17 protein-coding genes are annotated in these 18,783 nt (G+C 63.8%); 7 read left to right on the plus strand and 10 right to left on the minus strand.

What is annotated here, in order from left to right; all coding sequences use genetic code 11:
• Positions 1–623: 623 nt before the first annotated feature.
• Positions 624–830, minus strand: coding sequence for a TniB family NTP-binding protein (locus ACT89H_RS27480; RefSeq protein WP_445111570.1), 207 nt, complete (start codon positions 828–830; stop codon positions 624–626).
• A gap of 364 nt (positions 831–1,194) precedes the next feature.
• Here ACT89H_RS27480 and ACT89H_RS27485 point away from each other — a divergent pair, with 364 nt between their 5' ends.
• The gene (locus tag ACT89H_RS27485; protein ID WP_445111571.1) at positions 1,195–1,806 is read left to right on the plus strand and encodes a hypothetical protein; all 612 of its coding nucleotides are present in this window, start codon (positions 1,195–1,197) and stop codon (positions 1,804–1,806) included.
• A 287-nt stretch (positions 1,807–2,093) separates the two neighbouring features.
• Here the strand turns inward: ACT89H_RS27485 and ACT89H_RS27490 are convergent, their stop codons facing one another.
• Complete coding sequence (locus ACT89H_RS27490; protein WP_445111572.1) at positions 2,094–2,261, minus strand: hypothetical protein; 168 nt, start codon at positions 2,259–2,261, stop codon at positions 2,094–2,096.
• A 396-nt stretch (positions 2,262–2,657) separates the two neighbouring features.
• Positions 2,658–3,617, minus strand: coding sequence for a YncE family protein (locus ACT89H_RS27495; protein ID WP_445111573.1), 960 nt, complete (start codon positions 3,615–3,617; stop codon positions 2,658–2,660).
• Between the two features lie 1,096 nt (positions 3,618–4,713).
• On the opposite strand from ACT89H_RS27495, the gene ACT89H_RS27500 reads away from it, so the two are divergent.
• The 5 genes from ACT89H_RS27500 to ACT89H_RS27520 all read left to right on the plus strand — a co-directional run bounded on the left by ACT89H_RS27500 (position 4,714) and on the right by ACT89H_RS27520 (position 9,749).
• A complete protein-coding gene (locus tag ACT89H_RS27500; protein ID WP_445111574.1) occupies positions 4,714–5,175 on the plus strand; it encodes a hypothetical protein in 462 nt (153 codons plus the stop codon).
• A 287-nt stretch (positions 5,176–5,462) separates the two neighbouring features.
• Positions 5,463–6,281, plus strand: a complete 819-nt coding sequence (locus ACT89H_RS27505; RefSeq protein WP_445111575.1) for a hypothetical protein — start codon at positions 5,463–5,465, stop codon at positions 6,279–6,281.
• A gap of 426 nt (positions 6,282–6,707) precedes the next feature.
• Positions 6,708–7,595 carry a hypothetical protein gene (locus ACT89H_RS27510; RefSeq protein ID WP_445111576.1) on the plus strand — a complete coding sequence of 296 codons (888 nt, stop codon included), beginning with the start codon at positions 6,708–6,710 and terminating at the stop codon, positions 7,593–7,595.
• Positions 7,596–8,747: 1,152 nt separating this feature from the next.
• Positions 8,748–9,401, plus strand: a complete 654-nt coding sequence (locus ACT89H_RS27515; protein WP_445111577.1) for a dimethylarginine dimethylaminohydrolase family protein — start codon at positions 8,748–8,750, stop codon at positions 9,399–9,401.
• A 30-nt stretch (positions 9,402–9,431) separates the two neighbouring features.
• Positions 9,432–9,749 carry an arginine deiminase family protein gene (locus ACT89H_RS27520; protein ID WP_445111578.1) on the plus strand — a complete coding sequence of 106 codons (318 nt, stop codon included), beginning with the start codon at positions 9,432–9,434 and terminating at the stop codon, positions 9,747–9,749.
• On the opposite strand, the gene ACT89H_RS27525 is transcribed toward ACT89H_RS27520, so the two are convergent.
• Positions 9,645–10,661, minus strand: coding sequence for a YhaZ family DNA alkylation repair protein (locus ACT89H_RS27525; RefSeq protein ID WP_445111579.1), 1,017 nt, complete (start codon positions 10,659–10,661; stop codon positions 9,645–9,647). The two genes, ACT89H_RS27520 and ACT89H_RS27525, sit on opposite strands and share 105 nt — an antisense overlap.
• A 26-nt stretch (positions 10,662–10,687) precedes the next feature.
• Here ACT89H_RS27525 and ACT89H_RS27530 point away from each other — a divergent pair, with 26 nt between their 5' ends.
• Complete coding sequence (locus tag ACT89H_RS27530; RefSeq protein ID WP_445111580.1) at positions 10,688–11,311, plus strand: TauD/TfdA dioxygenase family protein; 624 nt, start codon at positions 10,688–10,690, stop codon at positions 11,309–11,311.
• 53 nt (positions 11,312–11,364) lie between these two features.
• Here ACT89H_RS27530 and ACT89H_RS27535 read toward each other — a convergent pair whose 3' ends face one another.
• The 6 genes from ACT89H_RS27535 to ACT89H_RS27560 all read right to left on the minus strand — a co-directional run bounded on the left by ACT89H_RS27535 (position 11,365) and on the right by ACT89H_RS27560 (position 18,699).
• Positions 11,365–11,673 carry a GFA family protein gene (locus tag ACT89H_RS27535; RefSeq protein ID WP_445111581.1) on the minus strand — a complete coding sequence of 103 codons (309 nt, stop codon included), beginning with the start codon at positions 11,671–11,673 and terminating at the stop codon, positions 11,365–11,367.
• Positions 11,674–11,702: 29 nt separating this feature from the next.
• Positions 11,703–12,131 carry a hypothetical protein gene (locus ACT89H_RS27540; protein ID WP_445111582.1) on the minus strand — a complete coding sequence of 143 codons (429 nt, stop codon included), beginning with the start codon at positions 12,129–12,131 and terminating at the stop codon, positions 11,703–11,705.
• A complete protein-coding gene (locus ACT89H_RS27545; RefSeq protein WP_445111583.1) occupies positions 12,128–14,164 on the minus strand; it encodes a hypothetical protein in 2,037 nt (678 codons plus the stop codon). The genes ACT89H_RS27540 and ACT89H_RS27545 overlap by 4 nt, the downstream gene beginning before the upstream one ends.
• Before the next feature lie 133 nt (positions 14,165–14,297).
• Positions 14,298–16,367 (minus strand): hypothetical protein, encoded by a 2,070-nt coding sequence (locus ACT89H_RS27550; protein ID WP_445111584.1) that lies wholly within the window; start codon positions 16,365–16,367, stop codon positions 14,298–14,300.
• Between the two features lie 149 nt (positions 16,368–16,516).
• On the minus strand, positions 16,517–17,689 hold the full coding sequence (locus tag ACT89H_RS27555) for a hypothetical protein (protein WP_445111585.1): 1,173 nt from the start codon (positions 17,687–17,689) through the stop codon (positions 16,517–16,519).
• Between the two features lie 98 nt (positions 17,690–17,787).
• A complete protein-coding gene (locus tag ACT89H_RS27560; RefSeq protein ID WP_445111586.1) occupies positions 17,788–18,699 on the minus strand; it encodes a thermonuclease family protein in 912 nt (303 codons plus the stop codon).
• Positions 18,700–18,783: the final 84 nt, after the last annotated feature.

Here is an 18,783-nt window from a genome sequence, read left to right on the forward strand (position 1 = left end):
CAGCGCCAGAGGAGCGAGGTCGGCGAGCGTGACCAGCGCACCGTTGAGTTCCATACCGCCAGTGTTCCACCGGGCGGGCTCGCCGTAGGAGCCGCGGCACCGAAATTCGGTGCACGGGCAGTGCGATTCAGTCGCAGGGCAGTTCCGAGCGCGGGGTCTGGCGCAGATGCTGAGGTGCATGATGTCACAGCATCCCCATGCGGGCGAAGCTCCCGCTTGCGCCGACAGTACTGCCCGTGTGGCACTGCCCCGGCGCAGGCTGTCGCGCTTGGAGTCAGGCGCGGTGATCGGGATGGACATGCACCTCACGGTCGAGTTCGCGCAATGTCCAGCCCTGCATTACCGGGCCGAGAAGGTCGCCGCCGCCAGTATTCGGTGCTGCTGGCACCGCGGGAGGCGCCGCGTTTCGAGGTGACCAGTCGCCGACGCTGGCGGGGCCCATGGATTCCCGGGCGCCCGTTGCGGCGACCACGGCACCCACCCGGGCAGCGTCATCGCCCGCACCTGCCCGGTCAGTACACCGGTGCGCTCGGCCAGCGCGGTGAACACCGCCGGGGGTGGATCCTCATCGAGAACATCCCGGATGCCAACCAGCACACCGAGATTCGGGCCGATTAGATCGGTTACCGGCAGAGCAGCAGGTTCGGAATCCGCTGCTTGCCAGGCATCGTTAGCAGCCCCCCGAGCCGCGCCAGAGCCTCGGTCGCGCGGGTGTAGCCGATCCACCGATCCGCCCGCACGTACTGGATCCGCTCAGCATCCGGCAGCATCGCCGGCCGCTGCGCCGACGGATGCAGATGCGACAGATCAACAGGTTCACCGATGCTCACCACTGCTCGATCACCTCGAACGGCGCCACAGCCACCAGCCCAACACCCGATGCCGCCGCCGGTGGCGGCGGTGCGGTGGCAGGGTCTGGTCCCGGCTGCGTGCCGGGGTCGCCTTGCGGCGCTGAGGAGACCATCAACCAGCGCACCCTGCTGCTCGCGTCGTATGCGGGGCCCACCGAACGGCGGCGGCGGGCGAGCCGGTCCAGCCACGACGACAACGACTCCAACGCACCCGGCGGCGGGTGCACCGGCCAGCGCCGCGGCGGGGACTCCTACCCGCTGCCCGAACGTGACGCCGAGGACCATGGCAGTCCGGTTCAAGATGGGATGGTATCAACCGATCACGGACGATCCGATGGGACGCATGGCCATCGGTTACTTCCCGAGAATGACCGAGCAGGAGGCATGGACGGCAGGCCGAGGCGTATGGAAAGCCAACAAAGAGCGCCTGTCCCGAGAGAAGTTCGCCCTCATCATCGGTGACGGCCAGGTGTGCGCCGTCGGCGAGATCACCGGCATCACCGACCACGGCGACCGCATCGCCGTCGAAGGCGAGGTCCTGCCCGAAGGGCACCCGGTGCGCGACGCCTGGATCGGCCGCCCCGACCCCGTGGTCAACAACTCGCAGAACCCGGTCGGCTACGTCACCCTGGATGAGGAAGCCGAATTCACCGAGCGCCCCTGCGGCTGCGGATGCGGCGCGATCAGCACCCGCGACGACCTGCCCGGCCATGACGTGCGCGCCATGCAGGACCGGGTCCGGCGCATGTTCGCCGGATCCGCCCTGGAGTTCATCCGCTGGGTCGACCGCATGGCCGGCGAACACGGCCTGCCCGTCCTCGCCCTGCGCACTCCATCCCGCGAAACCACCACCACAGCCCCGGATCTGCCGCCGAGGTCCGTCCCCGCGCCCGCCGCGATCAGCTACGATTCGCTGCTGGCCTGCGAGAGCTCGGACGACGGGGAAACCCGTTGAGCGGCAACAGATCAGCACATAAAGTATCGCGAGGTCCTGCTCTGAGGATCGGCGGACGATCTGGTCGGCCGCGATTTCGCGGCTCTGAATCCATGCGATGGCATCTGACACCAGGCCGAGCAAGGCGAGATGATCGGTAATATCTGCGAGAACGTCTGTCACCGGCGGCGCAAATCGCCGAGGAACAGGTGAAAAGGGTTGTGTTGCTGCCTCGTCGGCGAGCGGAAGACGGTCGCCTGTTGTTCGTGCCCGCAGCCCCACTGGCGAGTGTTCCGTCATAGCCGCGTCTACAACCGGGCCAGGAATTCCGATCCGTTGTACTCGCAGGTTCCCTTGACGCCGTCGGCCGCTCGCGTGGTGTCGGTGCAGGACGCAGTGGTGCCGTCCTTGAGAGTCACAGTGCGCGGGCCGCCGGTGGGGAAGTCGAGGCGGTAGTCGATCCACGCCTCAGTCATGATCTCGCAGGGAGTCGTGCCGCGGGTGCTTTCGAACGTGTATCCGCTTGCCTGACAAGGGTTTTGCTCAGCTTCCACGCGGGTGGACGCTATCCCCGTAAGCGCGTGCTGCGCGTTTCCGGATTCGGAATTCGAGCAGGCCGTAGTGGGGGCAAACGAACCGATCACAACGAATACGGCGAGGGTCGCTTTCAGTGCCGCACTGGTGGCCCCATGGATGGGTCGTTCACGTAGGGGATTTCGTTGGCGACAAGATTCTGCCTCGTTGCCGAGCTCGTGGTGCTGATCCACCGGTGTCATCAGCTATCCATCCTGTCAGGTCTCCTGCTGGCGGGTGGCGGGTGGTGGGTGGGCCAAGTCCACCTGCTCCGTGCCTGGCGGGTCGGCGGACACCCACTATGCTGGCGTTATCGCCTTGATGCCAGCGGTAGTCGAAACATAGACCGTGCGTGCCGTTGTGTCGACGGCCACCCGGTATGGTCCTTTTCCGACTGCGATCGTCGAGGTTGCTGCTCTTGTGGCACCATCGACCACGGACACAGTGCCGTCTTTGAAGTTGGCGACGAAGACGCTGTGCGTCGAAGGGTCGACGGCCACGCCGCCCGGTCCGGAGCCCACGAGGATCTTGTCGTGGCGCGAACCGGCGACCGCGGCCAGCGTATTTCCCTGATCGTCGGTGGTGTAAATGGTGTGTGTGGAGGAGTCCAGGGCCAGGCCCGCGACCTTCTGCTCAACGCTGATGCGCGCGGAGACGTTTCGGGTTCGGCTGTCCACCACGAGTACGGCACCCGCGGTGTAGTCGGCGCAATAGACGGTGTCGGTTCCTGGGTCTATCGCTACACCGGTCCTGACATCGGAGCTGGTGATGAGGGTGGCAACGCGGTGGGCGTGCAGGTCCACCACCGCCAGTCCATTGCTGGTACCGACGTAGGCGAACTGCCCTGCTGCGTCGACGGCGAGCGCGCCTGCGTACTTGCCACCGAGTTTGACCGTTGCCGTGATTGCGTGCGCAGCCGGGTCGATCATCAACAGAACCCCTTCGGGCGATCCGTTTCCGCCCTGCCCGTACGAAGTCGTGGTGACATACAGGCTGTGCGTGGCGGGGTCGACAGCGATGCCATCCGGCTTGTCGTCAAGTTTGATGTCGATCGTGTGGGGTTTCCGTGTCACCTTGTCGATGGCCCACACAGTTTTGCCTCCCACCTGAGTGGCGTACACGGTGCCGGTTTGTGGGTCGACCGCCAACTCGGCAGGTCCCGATAGGGCGATCGACGCAATCATGAACGCGCCGTCCTGCCGCGAGGAACCGGAATCCTCCGCCGAACCCGATCGATGCGCGTAGAAGACTGCAGCCATCGACGCAACGACAACCGCGGTCGCCGCGATCGCGACGACCGGCAACCGCGCGCGACGCGGTCTGCCAGTCCGAGTAGCCGCCTCGGGGACCGCAGCGGCTCGGCGCTCGCGCGGTGGGGCTACGCCAGCGGGCGAAAGCTCGGGGTCGTGGCCGGAAGCCTGCCCAGCAGAGGGGATTTGATGGGAATGCGCGGTGCTCGGGTCGGTACCCACGTCATCGATCAACAGCCGCCACCCGCGCGGCATCGGCGGCCAGGTGGGATCCGGCGCCCAGCCCTCCGGCGGTGTCCAGCCTTCGGGTGCCGGCGGCCAGCCTGGCGGCGGATTGAAACGCATGTGCCCCTACTTCCTCGCGTCGCTCGACGATAACGCAACCACGACATCGAACCAAGGTTGTTGACGCCGATTTTCGGTGAGAACAATAACGGCGGTGAAGTTGCCGTGCATCCAATACCGGCGGTCCCGCCGGTCCTCGACCTTGCCGCCAAGATCCCCGCCGCGGTGACCTGCCGGGCGCTGGCTCGTCCGTGCAGAGGTTCTGTGCAGTGGCGCAAAGTCCCGTGTCGCAACAAGACTAGGAGGACGCGAATCTGATCAACGCCGAACTCGGCATTCACGCCGACGATCCGGGGGTGTCGGTTCATCGCCGGATCGTCGGCTACAGCACCGGCTCCCGGATGACCGCGTCGCTGGCGTGCTCAGCGCTGCGCAACGCCTTCGCCCTGCGCTCACCGGCCGGTACCATCGTGGATCCGGACCGCAGCGTTTCCGGTCCAATACACCGAATGCCTCGACTGCCCGCTGGTAGCTGCAACATACACGGCCATAGTCACGTCGCTTGTCCTGGTCAGGCTCAGGACACATGTCTGGCTTCCTTGCAGTAGGAAACACGTAATCATCGCTTCGGCCCACGTCCTCACGCAGAAGGGCGGGGGCCGAAGCATTTTCAGTGCATGATCTACGCATGATTAGGTCTAGCGATGTAGGTCGATGGAACAGATCGTCTGCTGTTCATGGAGACAAGTCGCGGGTTGCGTGGATCGTAGTTGTCGCTGCTGTGCTGGTCGGTGGCGTCACTGGTTGCTCTTCAGGATCGGTGGGCGACGGGCACACTCAGACTGCGGCAGTCGGCACGCCATCCGGAGCACAGAAGTCGACCGGCCCGTCCGCCGAAGCCGGTGGCGGCCGTTGTGTCGATTCGACCTCGAAAAATCTATCGTTCCAGGATCTCATCGATCTCGGCCTCAGCAGCGACGGGTATCGCTCGATGATGGAACCGATCCTTGTGCAGGTGCCATCGGGCAACTACGCCAAATTCGTCACCGCGGTGTGCTCTGCCGCCTGGTCTTCCGGGCAGGGCACGGACCTGAGCCCGCACGGTGCATTGGCCAAGCTCGCAACAGAAACATGCTTGAGCGTCAACGGAAGCAAGACCGCCGAGGAAATGATCCAGCGGTACGCGTCGGCGGTCGAAGGCAATCCGGCCCTGGCCGACTGGGAAACCACCTACTTTCACGCCCTGGCCGATTATTTCTGCCCCCAGCAGTTCCGGAAATAGCGGCCCCGCCAGACCCCGCCGCTCCATGGTGCTGCCTGATGCAGACCACGATCCGCTCGTCCCCGCTGTAGTTCATCCACATCCCAGAAACCGGACGGCCTTGATGTCTCTTCGCTTCCCTCGTCGGGCACTGTTCGCTGCCATGATGTGCATGCTGGCGGCAAGCTGCGCAAACACGCCGGACACCCCCCGCCAGCCCATCGTCGCGGCCCGCCATTTCGCCGGCCTCCAGCACGCCGCAGCCCTCGACGTCGACGAGCGCAGCTCCGGCGCTCTCGGGGCTGGTCGTGTTCACCAGCCAGATTCACGCGCTCACCGACCAGGGTTGCTACACCAAGGCAATCACCGTCGGAACGATCGATCCCGCGTCCGGTGTCTACCAACGCCAGTACGGCTTCAAATCCGATGACTCCAACCACGTCTGTCTGCTCGACAGCCCGTCGCGATATGTGATGTCACCCGACGGGATCCGCTACGCAGCGACCCGCAGCATCAACAGAGACATCCATACCGGCTGGGTCGACCGCAACGGCACCTTCACCGACGTCACCGCCGCCGTGACCGGACAGCAAAGCGATTTCGCCAGCTCGATTCACCAGGAACCGCAGTTCTTCGACGGCGATGGGAACTACTACTACCGCGATTTCAACACCAAGGAGGTCCGCGCTGTCCAAACCGGCCAGCCCGCCACCTCACGGCTGGTCGCCGCCGACCGCGGCCTCGGCCTGTATCCCGGTGAGAAGCCCGACGGCCACGGGAAATTCGCTCTGCCCGTTGCCTTGTGCACCCAGCGCGCCGATGCCTGGCTCGACTCGTCGACCTACATCTTCCAGGACCTGGACAAGAACATGATCTACAAGTCCTCGAACCTCAGCAACGACGACTGCCCCCGCCACCGCGGCCCCGATGCCACCGATCTTCTCCCGCAAACAGACCGGGGCGTCGGCGTCCCTGTAGCGAAATTGAACGGCACCCAGATCGCCTTCCTGTCCGTCCAAGGCGCCCAGACCGACCTGTTCATCTCAGACATCGCCTCGAAGGCCCCGAAGAAACTGGCCGTCACTGGCATCACGACCGCCGATATCTTCCTCGCGGACTGGCGTTAGCCCACCACGCCAGCCTGCCCATTCTTGTGCCGGGCACGATCCTCATGCCATACATTCAGCCCTGAAAGGGGTCCAGATGAAGCATCACCTCAGACCCCAGCGTCAGCTGGGTCGCCGCTGCGGTGCGTACCTGGTGTTGAGTGCGGTGGCGGTGCTGCTAGCCGGTGGCTGTACCTCCGCGGATCACCCGGCTGCGGTGCCCGCAACCTCCGGCCCGTCGCCGGCGCTTACCGGCGTGGCCGTATCACCGCCCAGCACCCCGGCCCCGTCCAGGAGCGGTCTGCTGGTGGTCACGAAAAGCGGTGCGGACAATCGAGGTTCGAGCACACGCCTGACACTCGGGCTCATCGACCCGACCACCGGCGGGTATACCCCGCTGCGGACCTTCGACATCTCGGGCTGGGCGGTTTGTCGACCAGCTTCGACATGGACATCGCCCCGGACCTGCAGCGCTATGCCATCACCAAACTCATTGGCGGACAACAGCATGCCGGGTGGATCGACGCCGCCGGTGCGTTCACCGACATCACCGCGGGCGAGTCGAACCAGCCGTGCACCGCGACCCGCAACTTCCAAGCGTTGGGCTTCCACGGCAACTGCGACTTCTACTACCAATCGGTCACCCCGGACAACGCCTACCAGATCTACCGTGTGCCCGCTGGTGCCACCAGCGGCGGCCACATGGTCACCCAATGCGGCGCATTCTCCACCGTCACCTACATTCGTACCGGTGAGGGCGGTATCGTCCCGATCGGATGCGGACAGGCAGGCCAACGTCCGGTCGTGTGCTCGCCGGTGGGTACCGGTGATGCCGCGTGGATATCCCCGACCACCTACGTCGCGATCCACGACACCCAACTGGTGCGCGCCACAACGAGTGATCCCTTGTGCTACAACGAGGTCGGCGAATCAGCACCTCTGCTGCCCGCGACCAACACCACTGTGGTGGACAAACCCATGGTCAGCCCCGACGGTACCCGTGTGGCCTTCTTCTACGGTGGCGACATCTACACTGTCGCCACCGACGGCAGCGCGCATCCGGCGAAGACCAACTGTCCACCGGGCGCGATCAGCACCTTACACCTTCGTCCGATGGAATTGACCCCGCTGATGGCATTGCCCCCGCGACGCGAGGATCGAAGACGCCGTGTCCATCCGGCGCCCACGCCGCTCTACAGCGGGGGACACAACAACTCATGCGCGGCGGCTGCGAAGTCGGCGGCGTTCTGCTTGAGATCCGCCGGTGCTTGTCCCGTGCCTGACTTGAAGGCGTCCACGCCCGGGACAGTCTTGGCGATCGTGCACAGTTCGTAGCCGTTGAACAGCAGATACGGGCGCGGGATCCCCGAGCTGAATTCCGGGTGCAACTTGCACATGCCCTCACACACCCGGCGGGCAAAGTTACCTTGCCCGCCGGCCGGAGTCTGGGCAATGAGATCAGCAGTGCCAGCGATCTTCAGTCGCTGCAACTCAGCGTCGGCAGTCGACGCGACCGCGTCCTTGACCAACGCGGAGCTGGACCCGTGAGCCCACTCGACCATGGCCGCTGCGAATTCCGCCGCAGACAGATTGGTCGCGATGGCAGCCTCTGCGCACCCCGGCGACCCCGAAGACGCGGTCGTCGTTGACGAACCGTTGTCCCGACCGGCACCGAAGCACCTGACGAATGGCTGCCCGTGCTCCCGCTGCAACCGCCGAGTGCCATAACCAAGACGAGTGCGGCCAGCCACGCCACAGGGTGTGCCGCAATCGGCCGGATTCGACCCCTGCCCACCATGGTCTACTCCTACCCCCAGCCAGGCGGGCTGCACGTTCGCTATGGACCAACCGACACAGCTTGCTGGGACAGTTCGTGGTCGGTGGCCAACGCCATCGACGGTGACGGCAGAATACCTGGCACGGCTCCGCCCAGAGCTGTTGTTGTGATTGCGTCCTGATTTAAACCCGGGTGGCGAGGCAGCAGTTCTTGATCAGACCAGCTTCGACTGAACGCGACTTCGAACATCACTGAAGCCGACTTCGAAAACTGACAGTCGAGTTGCACTGCACCACAGTCGTTGTAGCGGGAACAAGTATCGAGGATGGATGTGCTGCGGCGGGGCATCGGCCCGTCGCAGCGCGGCAAGGGGGCTCGAGCGTGCCGAGCGATCAGCTCGTAGTCGTATTCGTTGGTCTGGTTGTCATCATGGTGGCGGCGCGGGCACTGGGTGTGCTGGCGGAGAAGGTCGGTCAGCCGGCGGTGATCGGGAAGATCGCGGCAGGGATTCTGGCGGGTCCGGCGGTGCTGGGCCCGCCCAGCGGTCTCGGCCGCGCCGTTCCCGCACAGGATTCGCTCGTATCTGAGGCCTGCTGGCGCCCTGGGTGTCGCGGTGTCTAAGTTTCTGGCCGGTTGGCGGGCGGCACCCGTCCCATCGTAGACCTGCGGCGTAGATTAGCTGGGGCAGAGGCGGATTCGAGAGTGAGCGAGTGACGGGAGTTCGGTTGAAGCGGCTACGGATCGGGGTGGACAGCGAGTTCGGTGAGCTGCGCTCGGTGGTGATGCGTCACGCTGGACCGGTCACATTGGATCTGTCCGGGTCGCTCGATCCGGTGCTGGCGCGCCAGCACGAGACCAGCCAATGGGGTTCGTATTCGCTTGACCGTGTGCGGGCACAGCAGCACCGCTTCATCGAGCTTCTGCGCACACACGGTGTGGAGGTGCTGCTCCCGGATCAGGTGCCGGGCTCCTATTGCCAGCACTACACCCGTGATATCGGGTTCGTCATCGACGATGTGTTCGTGGTGTCCCGTCTGCATTCGCGGCGGCGGCAAGGGGAGTTCGCCGGAGTTCGGCGTTTGGTGGAGCGTATCGAACGTGTGGCCTACCTCGACGCGGGCACCATCGAGGGTGGGGATGTCATGCTGCATGACGGGATGGTGTTGGTCGGACTCAGCGAGGAGACCTCGCCGGCGGGGGTCGATGCGTTGCGCTACCAGCTCAACCAGCTCGGCAACCGCCGCACCGTCCGGCCGATCAAGTTCGCCTGCGGCGGCATCGTGCACCTGGACGACCACTTCAACATCGTCGCCCCCGACGTGGCGCTGGTGAACCCACGGGTGTTCGACGATGCACAAATGTGATGGTTTGCCGCGCAGTTCGATCTGATCCCGGTGACCGGCGCTGAGGCGGCGGCAGTCGAGGTGAACACCCTGGCGCTCGCTCCAGGGGTGGTGGTCGTTGCCGAGCGCAGTGAGCGCATCGCCGCGGAGCTCGACGGCCGCGGCATCGAGGTCATCCCGGTCGACTACTCCGAGGTGACGCGGATTCCGGGCGCATTTCGCTGCTCGACGCTGCCGCTGGCCCGCGCAACCACCATCTCGTCGTCATCGGTCGGGCAGCAGCTCGAAGGCGGCCTCAGCGATTCGGCGACCATTGACCTGGATCTGCAACCGGCCGGCGCCCGGGGCGAGCTTGCGGCTCGACGTTGATCTCAGGGGCTGGGTCCTCGACACTGTGCGCGATTCGCCGGGAGCAAGCTCCACGGTGGTCCCCTTGAACACCGCTTCTCCCTGTCCGGACCGGGGCCGCGGGTAGGTCAGGACATAGTCGATGACGACGCGTTCTGCAGTGGTGCCGGTGGCCCGCAAGGTGCAGTCGACGCCGAGGCCTCCTCCGATGGCCACCGCCGTGGCGTCAAGACGTAGCTCGGCCACCTCGATCGCCGGGGCGATCGAGAGCCCCAGAAACTGGAATGCGCCTGGGTAGCCCTTTTTGACGAGTGTGCGCAACGATTGCTTGAGTATGAATTCCATTTCTTTTGGGCGCTGCTTTCCCGACTCACGCCACCGGCCCAGCGTGGTCAGCACCAGCTCGGGGTCGGTAGCGGATATGTCGTTGAGGTGATTGGCAACAGATTGGGTCACGAACCGGGAATCGTCGCAGAAAAGTTCGTCCAATATCGGAATCGCGGCGTCAACGGGAACAGTAATTCGAGGCGACCATGGGAGTTTGGGGCGCGTTCCCTCACTGGCAAGACGGCGGACGTGATAATCGGGATCGCGACTCCATCCCGCGACGGCTTTCATTGTCTCGCCCGGGAAGGCATTGAGGAAATACCGCAGCGCATCCTCGGCGGTGAAATATTTGGTCATTTGTTTCAGTGCCTCGAGCGAAGAATCGAGGTTTTCGTGGGTGCAGCCGTAGCGGGCGACGAAATCGGAGTACGGCGCGTAAGTGTAGAGACCGAAGTCGCTCCCGGTGAAGGTAGCATCGTCGTGCGGAGGCAGAGCGGCGACCAGGAGGGATGTGGAGGCGCCGACATCGGCGGGCAGGTGCGAGGCTAAAACATCTGCGACACAGGCAATTCGGGCTTTGAGTTCCAGCTGAGGAAGCTGCGCCATAACCGTCTCGACAGGATCAATACACGGTGCCGGGCTTCGCCCAGATCGTAACGATCAGCAACATCCATCGCAACGGCGTGCCGATCGGGCTCTACGACGGCGACAACGAACAGGAGTGGCACACCGACCTGTCGTTTCGACCGGCGATGAGCGCGGTCTCGCTGCTGTACTCGGTGATCGCACCGGAATCAGGTGGCGAAACGCGGTTTGCCGACACAACCACGGCCTATGAGGACCTGCCCGCCGACCTGCGGATCTGTGTCGACGGGCTCGAGGCGGTGCACTCGATGGTGCATCTGTTCGAGCGTCAAGCGGCAGGCAATCCGGCGAAGGTGCCGCTCACCGAAACCCAGCGAGCGCAGGTGCCCGACGTGGTGCATCCGCTGGTGCGCAAGCATCCGCAGACCGGGCGCCGGTCATTGCTGCTGGGTGAGATGATCATTCGCAACATCGTCGGCCTCGATGACGCCGAGTCGGCGGGGCTACTCGATCAGCTGCACGACCATGCCACCGCCGAGGGGTACGTCTACTCGCACCGGTGGGCGGCGGGGGATCTGGTGATCTGGGACAACCGGGCTACGATGCACACCGCATCCCCTTGTGATCGCACCCGCCACCAGCGTCTTCTCTATCGCACTACGGTCATGTGAACCCGGTGGTCGCGCCGGGCACGGCTGCTCGGCGCGGCCACCGACCGGCACGATCAGGCGTCGGCGTCGACGGTTTCGATGACCGGCAGCCACTTTACGGCGTTGTCCTTGCAGGACTGGTGCACCGGGGCCAGGCCGCTGTGGTCGTCGAGAGCCATCATCGTGATGCCCATGGCGTCGCCGCCCTCGTCGATCGCGGCGACGAACGACCCACAGGTGGGGCAGAACCCGCGTTTGGTCGTGGGCCAGGTGTTGTACCAGGTCGGCTCGCCGCCGTCGCCGGTCCAGGCGAACGTGGCGAGCGGGGGAAATCGACCCAGGCCGAGACCGGTCCGCCGGCCAGTTTCTGGCAGTGCGGACACGAGCACAGTTCCCCGTCAAGTGCTTCTGTTCAGGCGCACCGGGTCATCCTCGCGCGAGCACAATTGCGACGCAATGCCCTGAGGTTTCGCATGTCGCTGAAGTGCTGACGGTAGCGGCCTTCGGGCGGCCCGGCGTCGGGCAGGTCGGCCAGTGCGGTCGCGGCGGCGACGAACTCTTCGGGGGCCGCCATCCGCAGGGCGGCGCGGCGAGCACCGTAGGCCAGCGCCATGGCGTGCGTCTCGAGAGTAAGTGTCCGCCGCGTGGTCATCACGTAGACGTGTGTGACGTGTTGCGCCACTTGCAGGATCGCGAACTCAGCTTCGCCTCCTCTGGTCCAATTGCTGTCGACGTAGAGCGGATGTTCCTCGTCCGCGACGGGGTGACCACACCCGAATCCGCTGGTACCGACCGGAATATCCCCCGGCGTGCCGAGGATGTCGATACCGGTGTGCGTCATTGGTTTGCCTTGGCGGCTGCCTTCACATAGCTGTTGACGAGGTCGATCTTGTCGTCGGGGACCTCGGGGAGGCGGACGTTGAGCTTCGGCATGTAGGTGGCGATCCCCGGTGGCGCGCTCACCGTGATCGGTACGGGCGTGGAGTACACCACTGATTCGTCGGCGAAGTTCGGCCCGTCCACTTGCACTTCGATGGTATAGGTGAATTTGTCTTCCTGGACGTATTTGTCGGAGAACACCTCCCACACCGCGTTCTTGGTGTTGTCGCTGGTCACCGTGATCGGCAGGAAGGTGTCGACGCCGATAGTGGGGGTGATGCTGACGCTCACGCACGACGACAACGGCTGCTTGTTTATCCAGAATCGAATGAATATGTATCCGACCGCATTAGCTGTGACGATAGGTCGCAGATCAGTGGTCAGTTCCTCCCACTCGGCAATCGCCGGGTCGTGCGGTGCGATCGCCCGGGTGAGCCTGACGCGAGGGTCACGGCCGTCGAAAACGATCTTCCGGCGAATCAGCACTTGCCCAGCCGGCCACCCCTGCAACGGTTTGTCCAATCGCAGGAACGCCACATTGAAGTAGTCTTCGACATTGTCGGCCTTCCACACGGCGGGTTTCTCCTCCCCGAGCGGCGCAGCGGAGTTCCGCGGGTATTGCTTTCCGTTGCCGCGCATGATCAAATCGGGCTTTCCATCGTCGCCCAATGCTCCGGGGAATTTCGGATAGGCGACCTCGATCTGGGCGGACTTGACCGGATCGCGCAGGTCGGTGCCGTCGACGAGTGTGCTGGTGAAGGTGATGTCGCTGTGGGCTGCGACCTGTACCTTCTTGAAGAACTCACCGACGTCGACGATGAACAGGTACTTTCCCAGGTTGGCCTGTACCGCGGGCAGCAGGTCGTTGAGGTCACCGCTGACGGTGTGACTGACCGCGTAGGTGGCATCCAGTACCAGCTGCTGTTTCACTTTGAGGCTTCGGCGCTGGTAGTTCGATTTGATCGAGACTTTGGAGCCGCCGAAGAGCTCGCTGACCCAGCTGCGGTCGGTGGCTGCCTTGGAGTCGTTCTTCGATGGATCCCAATCGAATATGAATTCCTTGACCAGGCCGATGGCTTCCTTGCGCATCGCTTCGACAGTCTGGTCGACCCACTTCTTGGTTTCCGGATCGAGGACTGCCCCGTTCTGCGTGATATGAGTCGTGATCGCGCCCGAGGTCAGGCAGTTGGAGTAGGCAAAGTCTGCCTCGAAAGCGTTGATACCGAAGAGGCTACCGACCGACACCGCCGCCGAGAACGAGTCGTAGACCTTGTCCATGTCGACACTGATATCCACGGTGACGCCGTTGATGTAGAACGCCTCCTGCAGTGTGTTCGCGACGATGAACGGCGGGGAGGCACCCTGCTTCAGTGCGCTGGCGATAGCGCCCGCCGCGACAGTATTACAACTCAGCAAAAAGCTCGTAATACCTTTCTGTTCGATACTTCCTTTCCCGCTGTACTGGGCGGAGATTTTGAGGAAGTTGCCGACCACTGCGGGGTCCGGTACGGAACACACCACTGTGCTGTTGGTTATCGGCACCATGCCCAGGGTGGGCTCGGGATCATTGTTGTGAAAATTGAAGAATGGCCCGATCCGGGGCCCCGGGTCGCCGTGTTCTCGCCTCTTCAGCTTGTCGATGACTCGCTGGATTACAACGGGCGGTATGGCGAAGGTCGTCGAGAAAGTACAGAACCCGCCGCCTATTTCGGTTCCGGCGAGTTCTGCTGGGGTGATCGTGTCCTCGGCGGACAGTAGTCCTTTGAACAGGGTGAGCTGGAAGTCGAAGTCGTCGGGTGAATCGTGTTTCCTCGCCAGGTACACCTGCGAGGGTTGAAAGTAGTATTGCGTCGGCTGGCCGGCCGCGCGCAGTTCAGGGTTGTGGGCATCCGGATACACCTGCACGGCATACGATTTACCGGTGTTGTCATTGACGGTGACCGTCACAAAGTTCGGCCCGAACAGCGGTCCGACGCCGGACACGAAATCAGCCATTTCTAACTCCTCTCAATGCGAGGCGACAATCCCTTTTTCGCCTCGAGGTATATTCAGTGTCGTATCCCGTAAATGCTGTGGTGCGAGTATTCGAGGATTCTCGCCGTCGTTCTCCTTACTCATGCTCCGGCTGTCATGGAGCGATGGTTGTGTTAGTGAGGGTGAGAATGGGCGCGTCGACGAAATCGTGGGTGATGGTCTTGCTGTGTTGACCGGTCGCGGTCGTGATGACGAGGGTTACCGTGCAGCCGAGTCCGGTGATCGCGACCTGGACCGGAACCTGGATGTGCACGAAATCCACGGGATGCGCGGACGTTACGGTCATCGCGGGGATCGGCAGACCGGGCAACTCGGTCAGCGAAATCCGGACTTCGATGCGAATGATGCTCGCTGCGGCGAAATCCACCGCGGTGGCGTTGACATCGAGGGGATGCTGCACCTGCGACACCACTGTGGTGTTGAAGGTGAGGTATTCGAGCATTTGGGCCTTGGTCACCACTGCCGGAACCGACATGCTGTGTGACACCGCGACCGAGGTGACCTCCTCGTCGCCGACGGGAAGGGTGCTGAACTTGCCGGGTGTCAGGAGTTGGTCGTGCAGCGAGACGGTCGTCGCCGCGGAAGCGCTCACCTTCGCGTAGCGGTGCAGTATCAGGGTGAAGGGACAGGAGTTGGTCACTTCGGCGGAGCGGTCTTCCGGTTCGAACCCCACGCTCAGGTCGTCGGTGCCTGCGGTCTGCCGCAGGTTCAACAGCACTTGCGTCGGAATAGGGTGTGGCAGTAGGTCATCGACGCGGACGAACAAGGTACCGAACAACGGCGCTGCTCCCTTGGCTGCCAGTTGCTGCAGGAACAGGTTGGCCAGCGTGGGCGCCGGCGTGGTGGGATCGTCGACGATGTCGACGCTGATCTGCACGGTGTGCGCGGCTGCCCCGATACCGAATCCCACTTTTCCGGCAGTCAGCCCCTCGAGCGACGGTGCTCGCCGTGTGTCGAGCCCGGACGGCAGTATCAGCTTCAGCGTGCGCCCGGCAGCCTCGGGCGTGTTGCTCAAATCCAGTGCGAGAGCTGCCAGATCGACCGGGTCGGCCAAGGGGGTCACGGTGAAGGTGAAGTGAAACCGGCACCCGGAGGTGCTGTCCGGTGACGGATCCACCACCGCATCGCAGGTGGCGGCCAATCCGGTGCTCCCTCGCACGATCCCGTATGCGGCGGGTATCGCGACCACCGTTCCACTCACCTGACCGAAATACAGTTGCCGCAGCGACGGATACCGCTTCTGTATATCGCCCAACGAGGTAAGCTCCCGGTACTCCGAACGGGGCGTGGCCTCCTCCAGGTCGCCGGCATCGATAATTGCTCGTGTTCTTCCACCGGCGGTGATCGTGAATCGACTGCGGTGGGCATCGGTTTGGAATGCGGGCCCGATCGAGGTGGTTCGTTCGCGGCGCGCGGTCACCGGGAAGTACGCGAAACCTCCGGGAGGAGGCGGGGAAACCGGCACCGAGGTTCCCTGGACGCCATCCCCGAACAAGGTGATTCTCGATGCCGGCGCAACGAACGGGTCGAGGTTGACCAGCGCCAATTGGTACGCGTCGTAGACCCAGGCAACCTGTAGCGCCATCCCGTCACGGTCATCCGGCTGGTCTTGGGTCAGGTGCGCGTACGCCGCCTTGACGTTGGATCCGGTCAGCTCGAACGTCACGACGAAGGTGTCGTCGCTCTTCTTCTGTTCGGCCTTGGCCCGGAAATCAGGTCTTTCGACCATTCCGCCTCGAGTCGTGAACGGCACGATGAGGGTGGCCATGACCTGAAGGCCCGGCACTGACCGCACCGGGGGATTGAACGGGATGTGATCGAGGTTGGGAGGTTTCACTGCCCGAAGCGAGAAAGTCAGAATTGCATGATTGAAGGGATGTCCGTTTTCGTCGAATCCCTGTTGGGTCACAGCGAATGCGAATTCCGGATCGCTGTCGGCCAGGAGCTGCACGTTCGGTTGATAGAAGTCGCCATGGGCACCGGAGACGATGTTCGGTAGGAAACCGGCGCCATCGAGGTTCGGGAGATCGGCGGCGTCCGGCGGAAGATGGAAGACGTCCACTGCCAGCAGGACGCGTCCGGTTCGTGCCACAAGCCATCGCGCGGTGGCGGTGCCGAGCAATTGGTCGAACATCTGCTCGACAGCAGTCAATATTTCAGCCAATTCGGGCATGTTGCCTTCAGATGAAGTGCTGCAGCGGTGCGACAGAGATTCGGTGGTCCTCGTCGTCCGCTGGCCGATCGTGAGATTCGTTGTTCGGTGTAGCTGCATGTGACAGTGACTCCGACTTTGATCGCGCGCGGCGACTGTCGTCACCCGGGGCCGATGTCGATGCGTGTGAGGTACGCGGCGCTATCGACCTTCGCCGCTGCGGCGAGCTCGTCGAAACCGCATTCGACGGTGTGATCGGCCGAGACCTGCCCCGATATCGGAACTGTGTGGTGGATTCGCGGCAGCTGCATATCCGGTTTCGATCGGAGTGTCGGCGTGGCCGTGCCGAAGATCAGTTTCCACCAGGGGGGATCATTGGGCGGTGCGCTGCCGGGTGGCTCCGGATGGACGTCGAAGAAGTCCTTCACGACCTCGATGACTGCGCTCTTGACTTCCTCACATTGGCTGACCCACTGTCGCGTGCGCGGATCCAATGGCTCGAGACCCATCCTGGCGGCCTCGACACGGATCGTGTTGCCGTCCGCGATCGACTGGAAGATCACTGCGGTGGCGGCGTGTGCCGTTATCGCGGGTTCCTTCGAGGCGATGTCGGCGAAGGCGTTGTGAAGGCCGTGGGTATCGATGTCCAGGTCGATGGTGAGCGTGGAGTCTGCGATGGCGAACTGTTCGGTGAGCGTGGCGCCCGCGATCAGCGGCAGCGCGATGCCTGTCGTGAGGCTGGCTTCGAACTCCTGCGCCTCGACGGGCCCGCAGGAGGCGAGGAACGTCGCGCGGACCTGCCCTTCGATACTGCCAGCGGTATCGGTTTGTACGCTGAATCCGCGCGGGTCCCGCTCGACCTCGGACTTTCTGATCGCGCAAAATGCGACCGTGTGCACGATCGGTATTGTCAGCAGCTCGGGCGTCGGGTCGCCGTTCGTGTAGGGGAACAGCGGGCGGATTCTCCCTGGTAGGTCGTCATGGGCGGCGCTCATGATCGCCTCGACTATCGATTCTTGGGCCGAGGTCGGCAGAGCCGTCGTGGTGGTGAACTTCGCAGTGCCGCCGGCGTAGTCGCTCGTTCCGCGTGGCGGGATATGCCTGACGAACGACGTCATCGAGAAATCGAGTTCCGCCGTGTCGGACCTGGGCGCGATCGTGGCACGGCCGGGCTGCACATAGTAACGGGTCGGTTGACCGGCTAGACGTAGGCCGACATTGGACACATCGGGATAGACGAGCAGGGGCGCTGTGCGGTCGTCGGCGAGGCCGCGCCCCGGCGACAGTGCGTCCGGTCCGAAAATCGGGCCTCCGGGTGTGACACGAGTTGGCATTTCACTTCCCTTGCCTCAGATGAGATTCAGGCTTCGGCGCGATCGTGCGGGGCCCCGTCACATCCTGCGTCGCGGCATCCGGCGCGGATTCTGCGGTATCAGCCGACACCGACCAGGCGGGGAGAGGGAGTCAGCCCCAGTTGCGCGATCCCCATCCGCAGATCGGCCGGCCACAACCACAGTCGGTAGATCGGGTCGATCTCGAAGTAGTCTTCCGGGCCGACCAGGATTCGTGATCGCATGTCCGCGCAGTATCTTTCGCGCCACCCGTGGGGATCGGGGACCGTCTGCTTGTCCACGACGATCGCTTTGGCGATGCTGTACAGGCGTTCGACCGAGCGGTACTCATAGGCGAGCAGGGTCGCCGGGTCGTCCCAGATCCCGCGCCGGCTCGAGACCGCGTCGTCGGCGGCACCCAGGAGGAGCGGCAGATCGTCTTCACCTGGTATGGAGGGGAAGATCACGAACGGGGCCGCCCACCCTGCGCGCACCATGTCGAGATTGAAGGTGGACCGCTGCTCACGTGTCAATGCGGCGCGTTCGGTTTTCGAGTAGTTCGGTGCCAGGTAGGCTAGCAATCGTGCGTTGTTGTCGAAGGGGGGTTCGGCGGTGCGCACGAACATCGTGCGCTGATTGCCGCCCGGCAACGTCAGTCGTTGTGCCGCATTGGATTTGGCATAGTCAGTGGCGGCAGTTCCCTGGGTGAACTGCAGGGTGCCGGCCTTGCCCGTGGTCAGTTTCGGAAGCAGGAACTCGGCCAGCTGCGGCGACACCGGCACATCGCCGGGGCGTTGCTGCATCCACTGCGCGAGTTGCGCGAACTTCTCATCGATCCTCAACGCACCGTCGGCCGATCCCGCGGTCACCTCCGGGGTGTCGATGGACAGCATTCGGACGGGCATCCGGATGCTTGGGGTGTCGCCGTCATGGATATCGAGCAGGGCCTTGGTATTCAGCGACGACATGGTCGTGCCACTGGGCGTCCAGAGGATCTGCACTGGATCGAGCATCGAAACTCCTAGCATTCGTTCGTCTTGTCCGCGCGACGTCGTGGAGGACGTCGACGGAGCTGTCGGCGTGGTGACCCACACCTT

It is taken from the genome of Nocardia aegles (assembly GCF_052545135.1).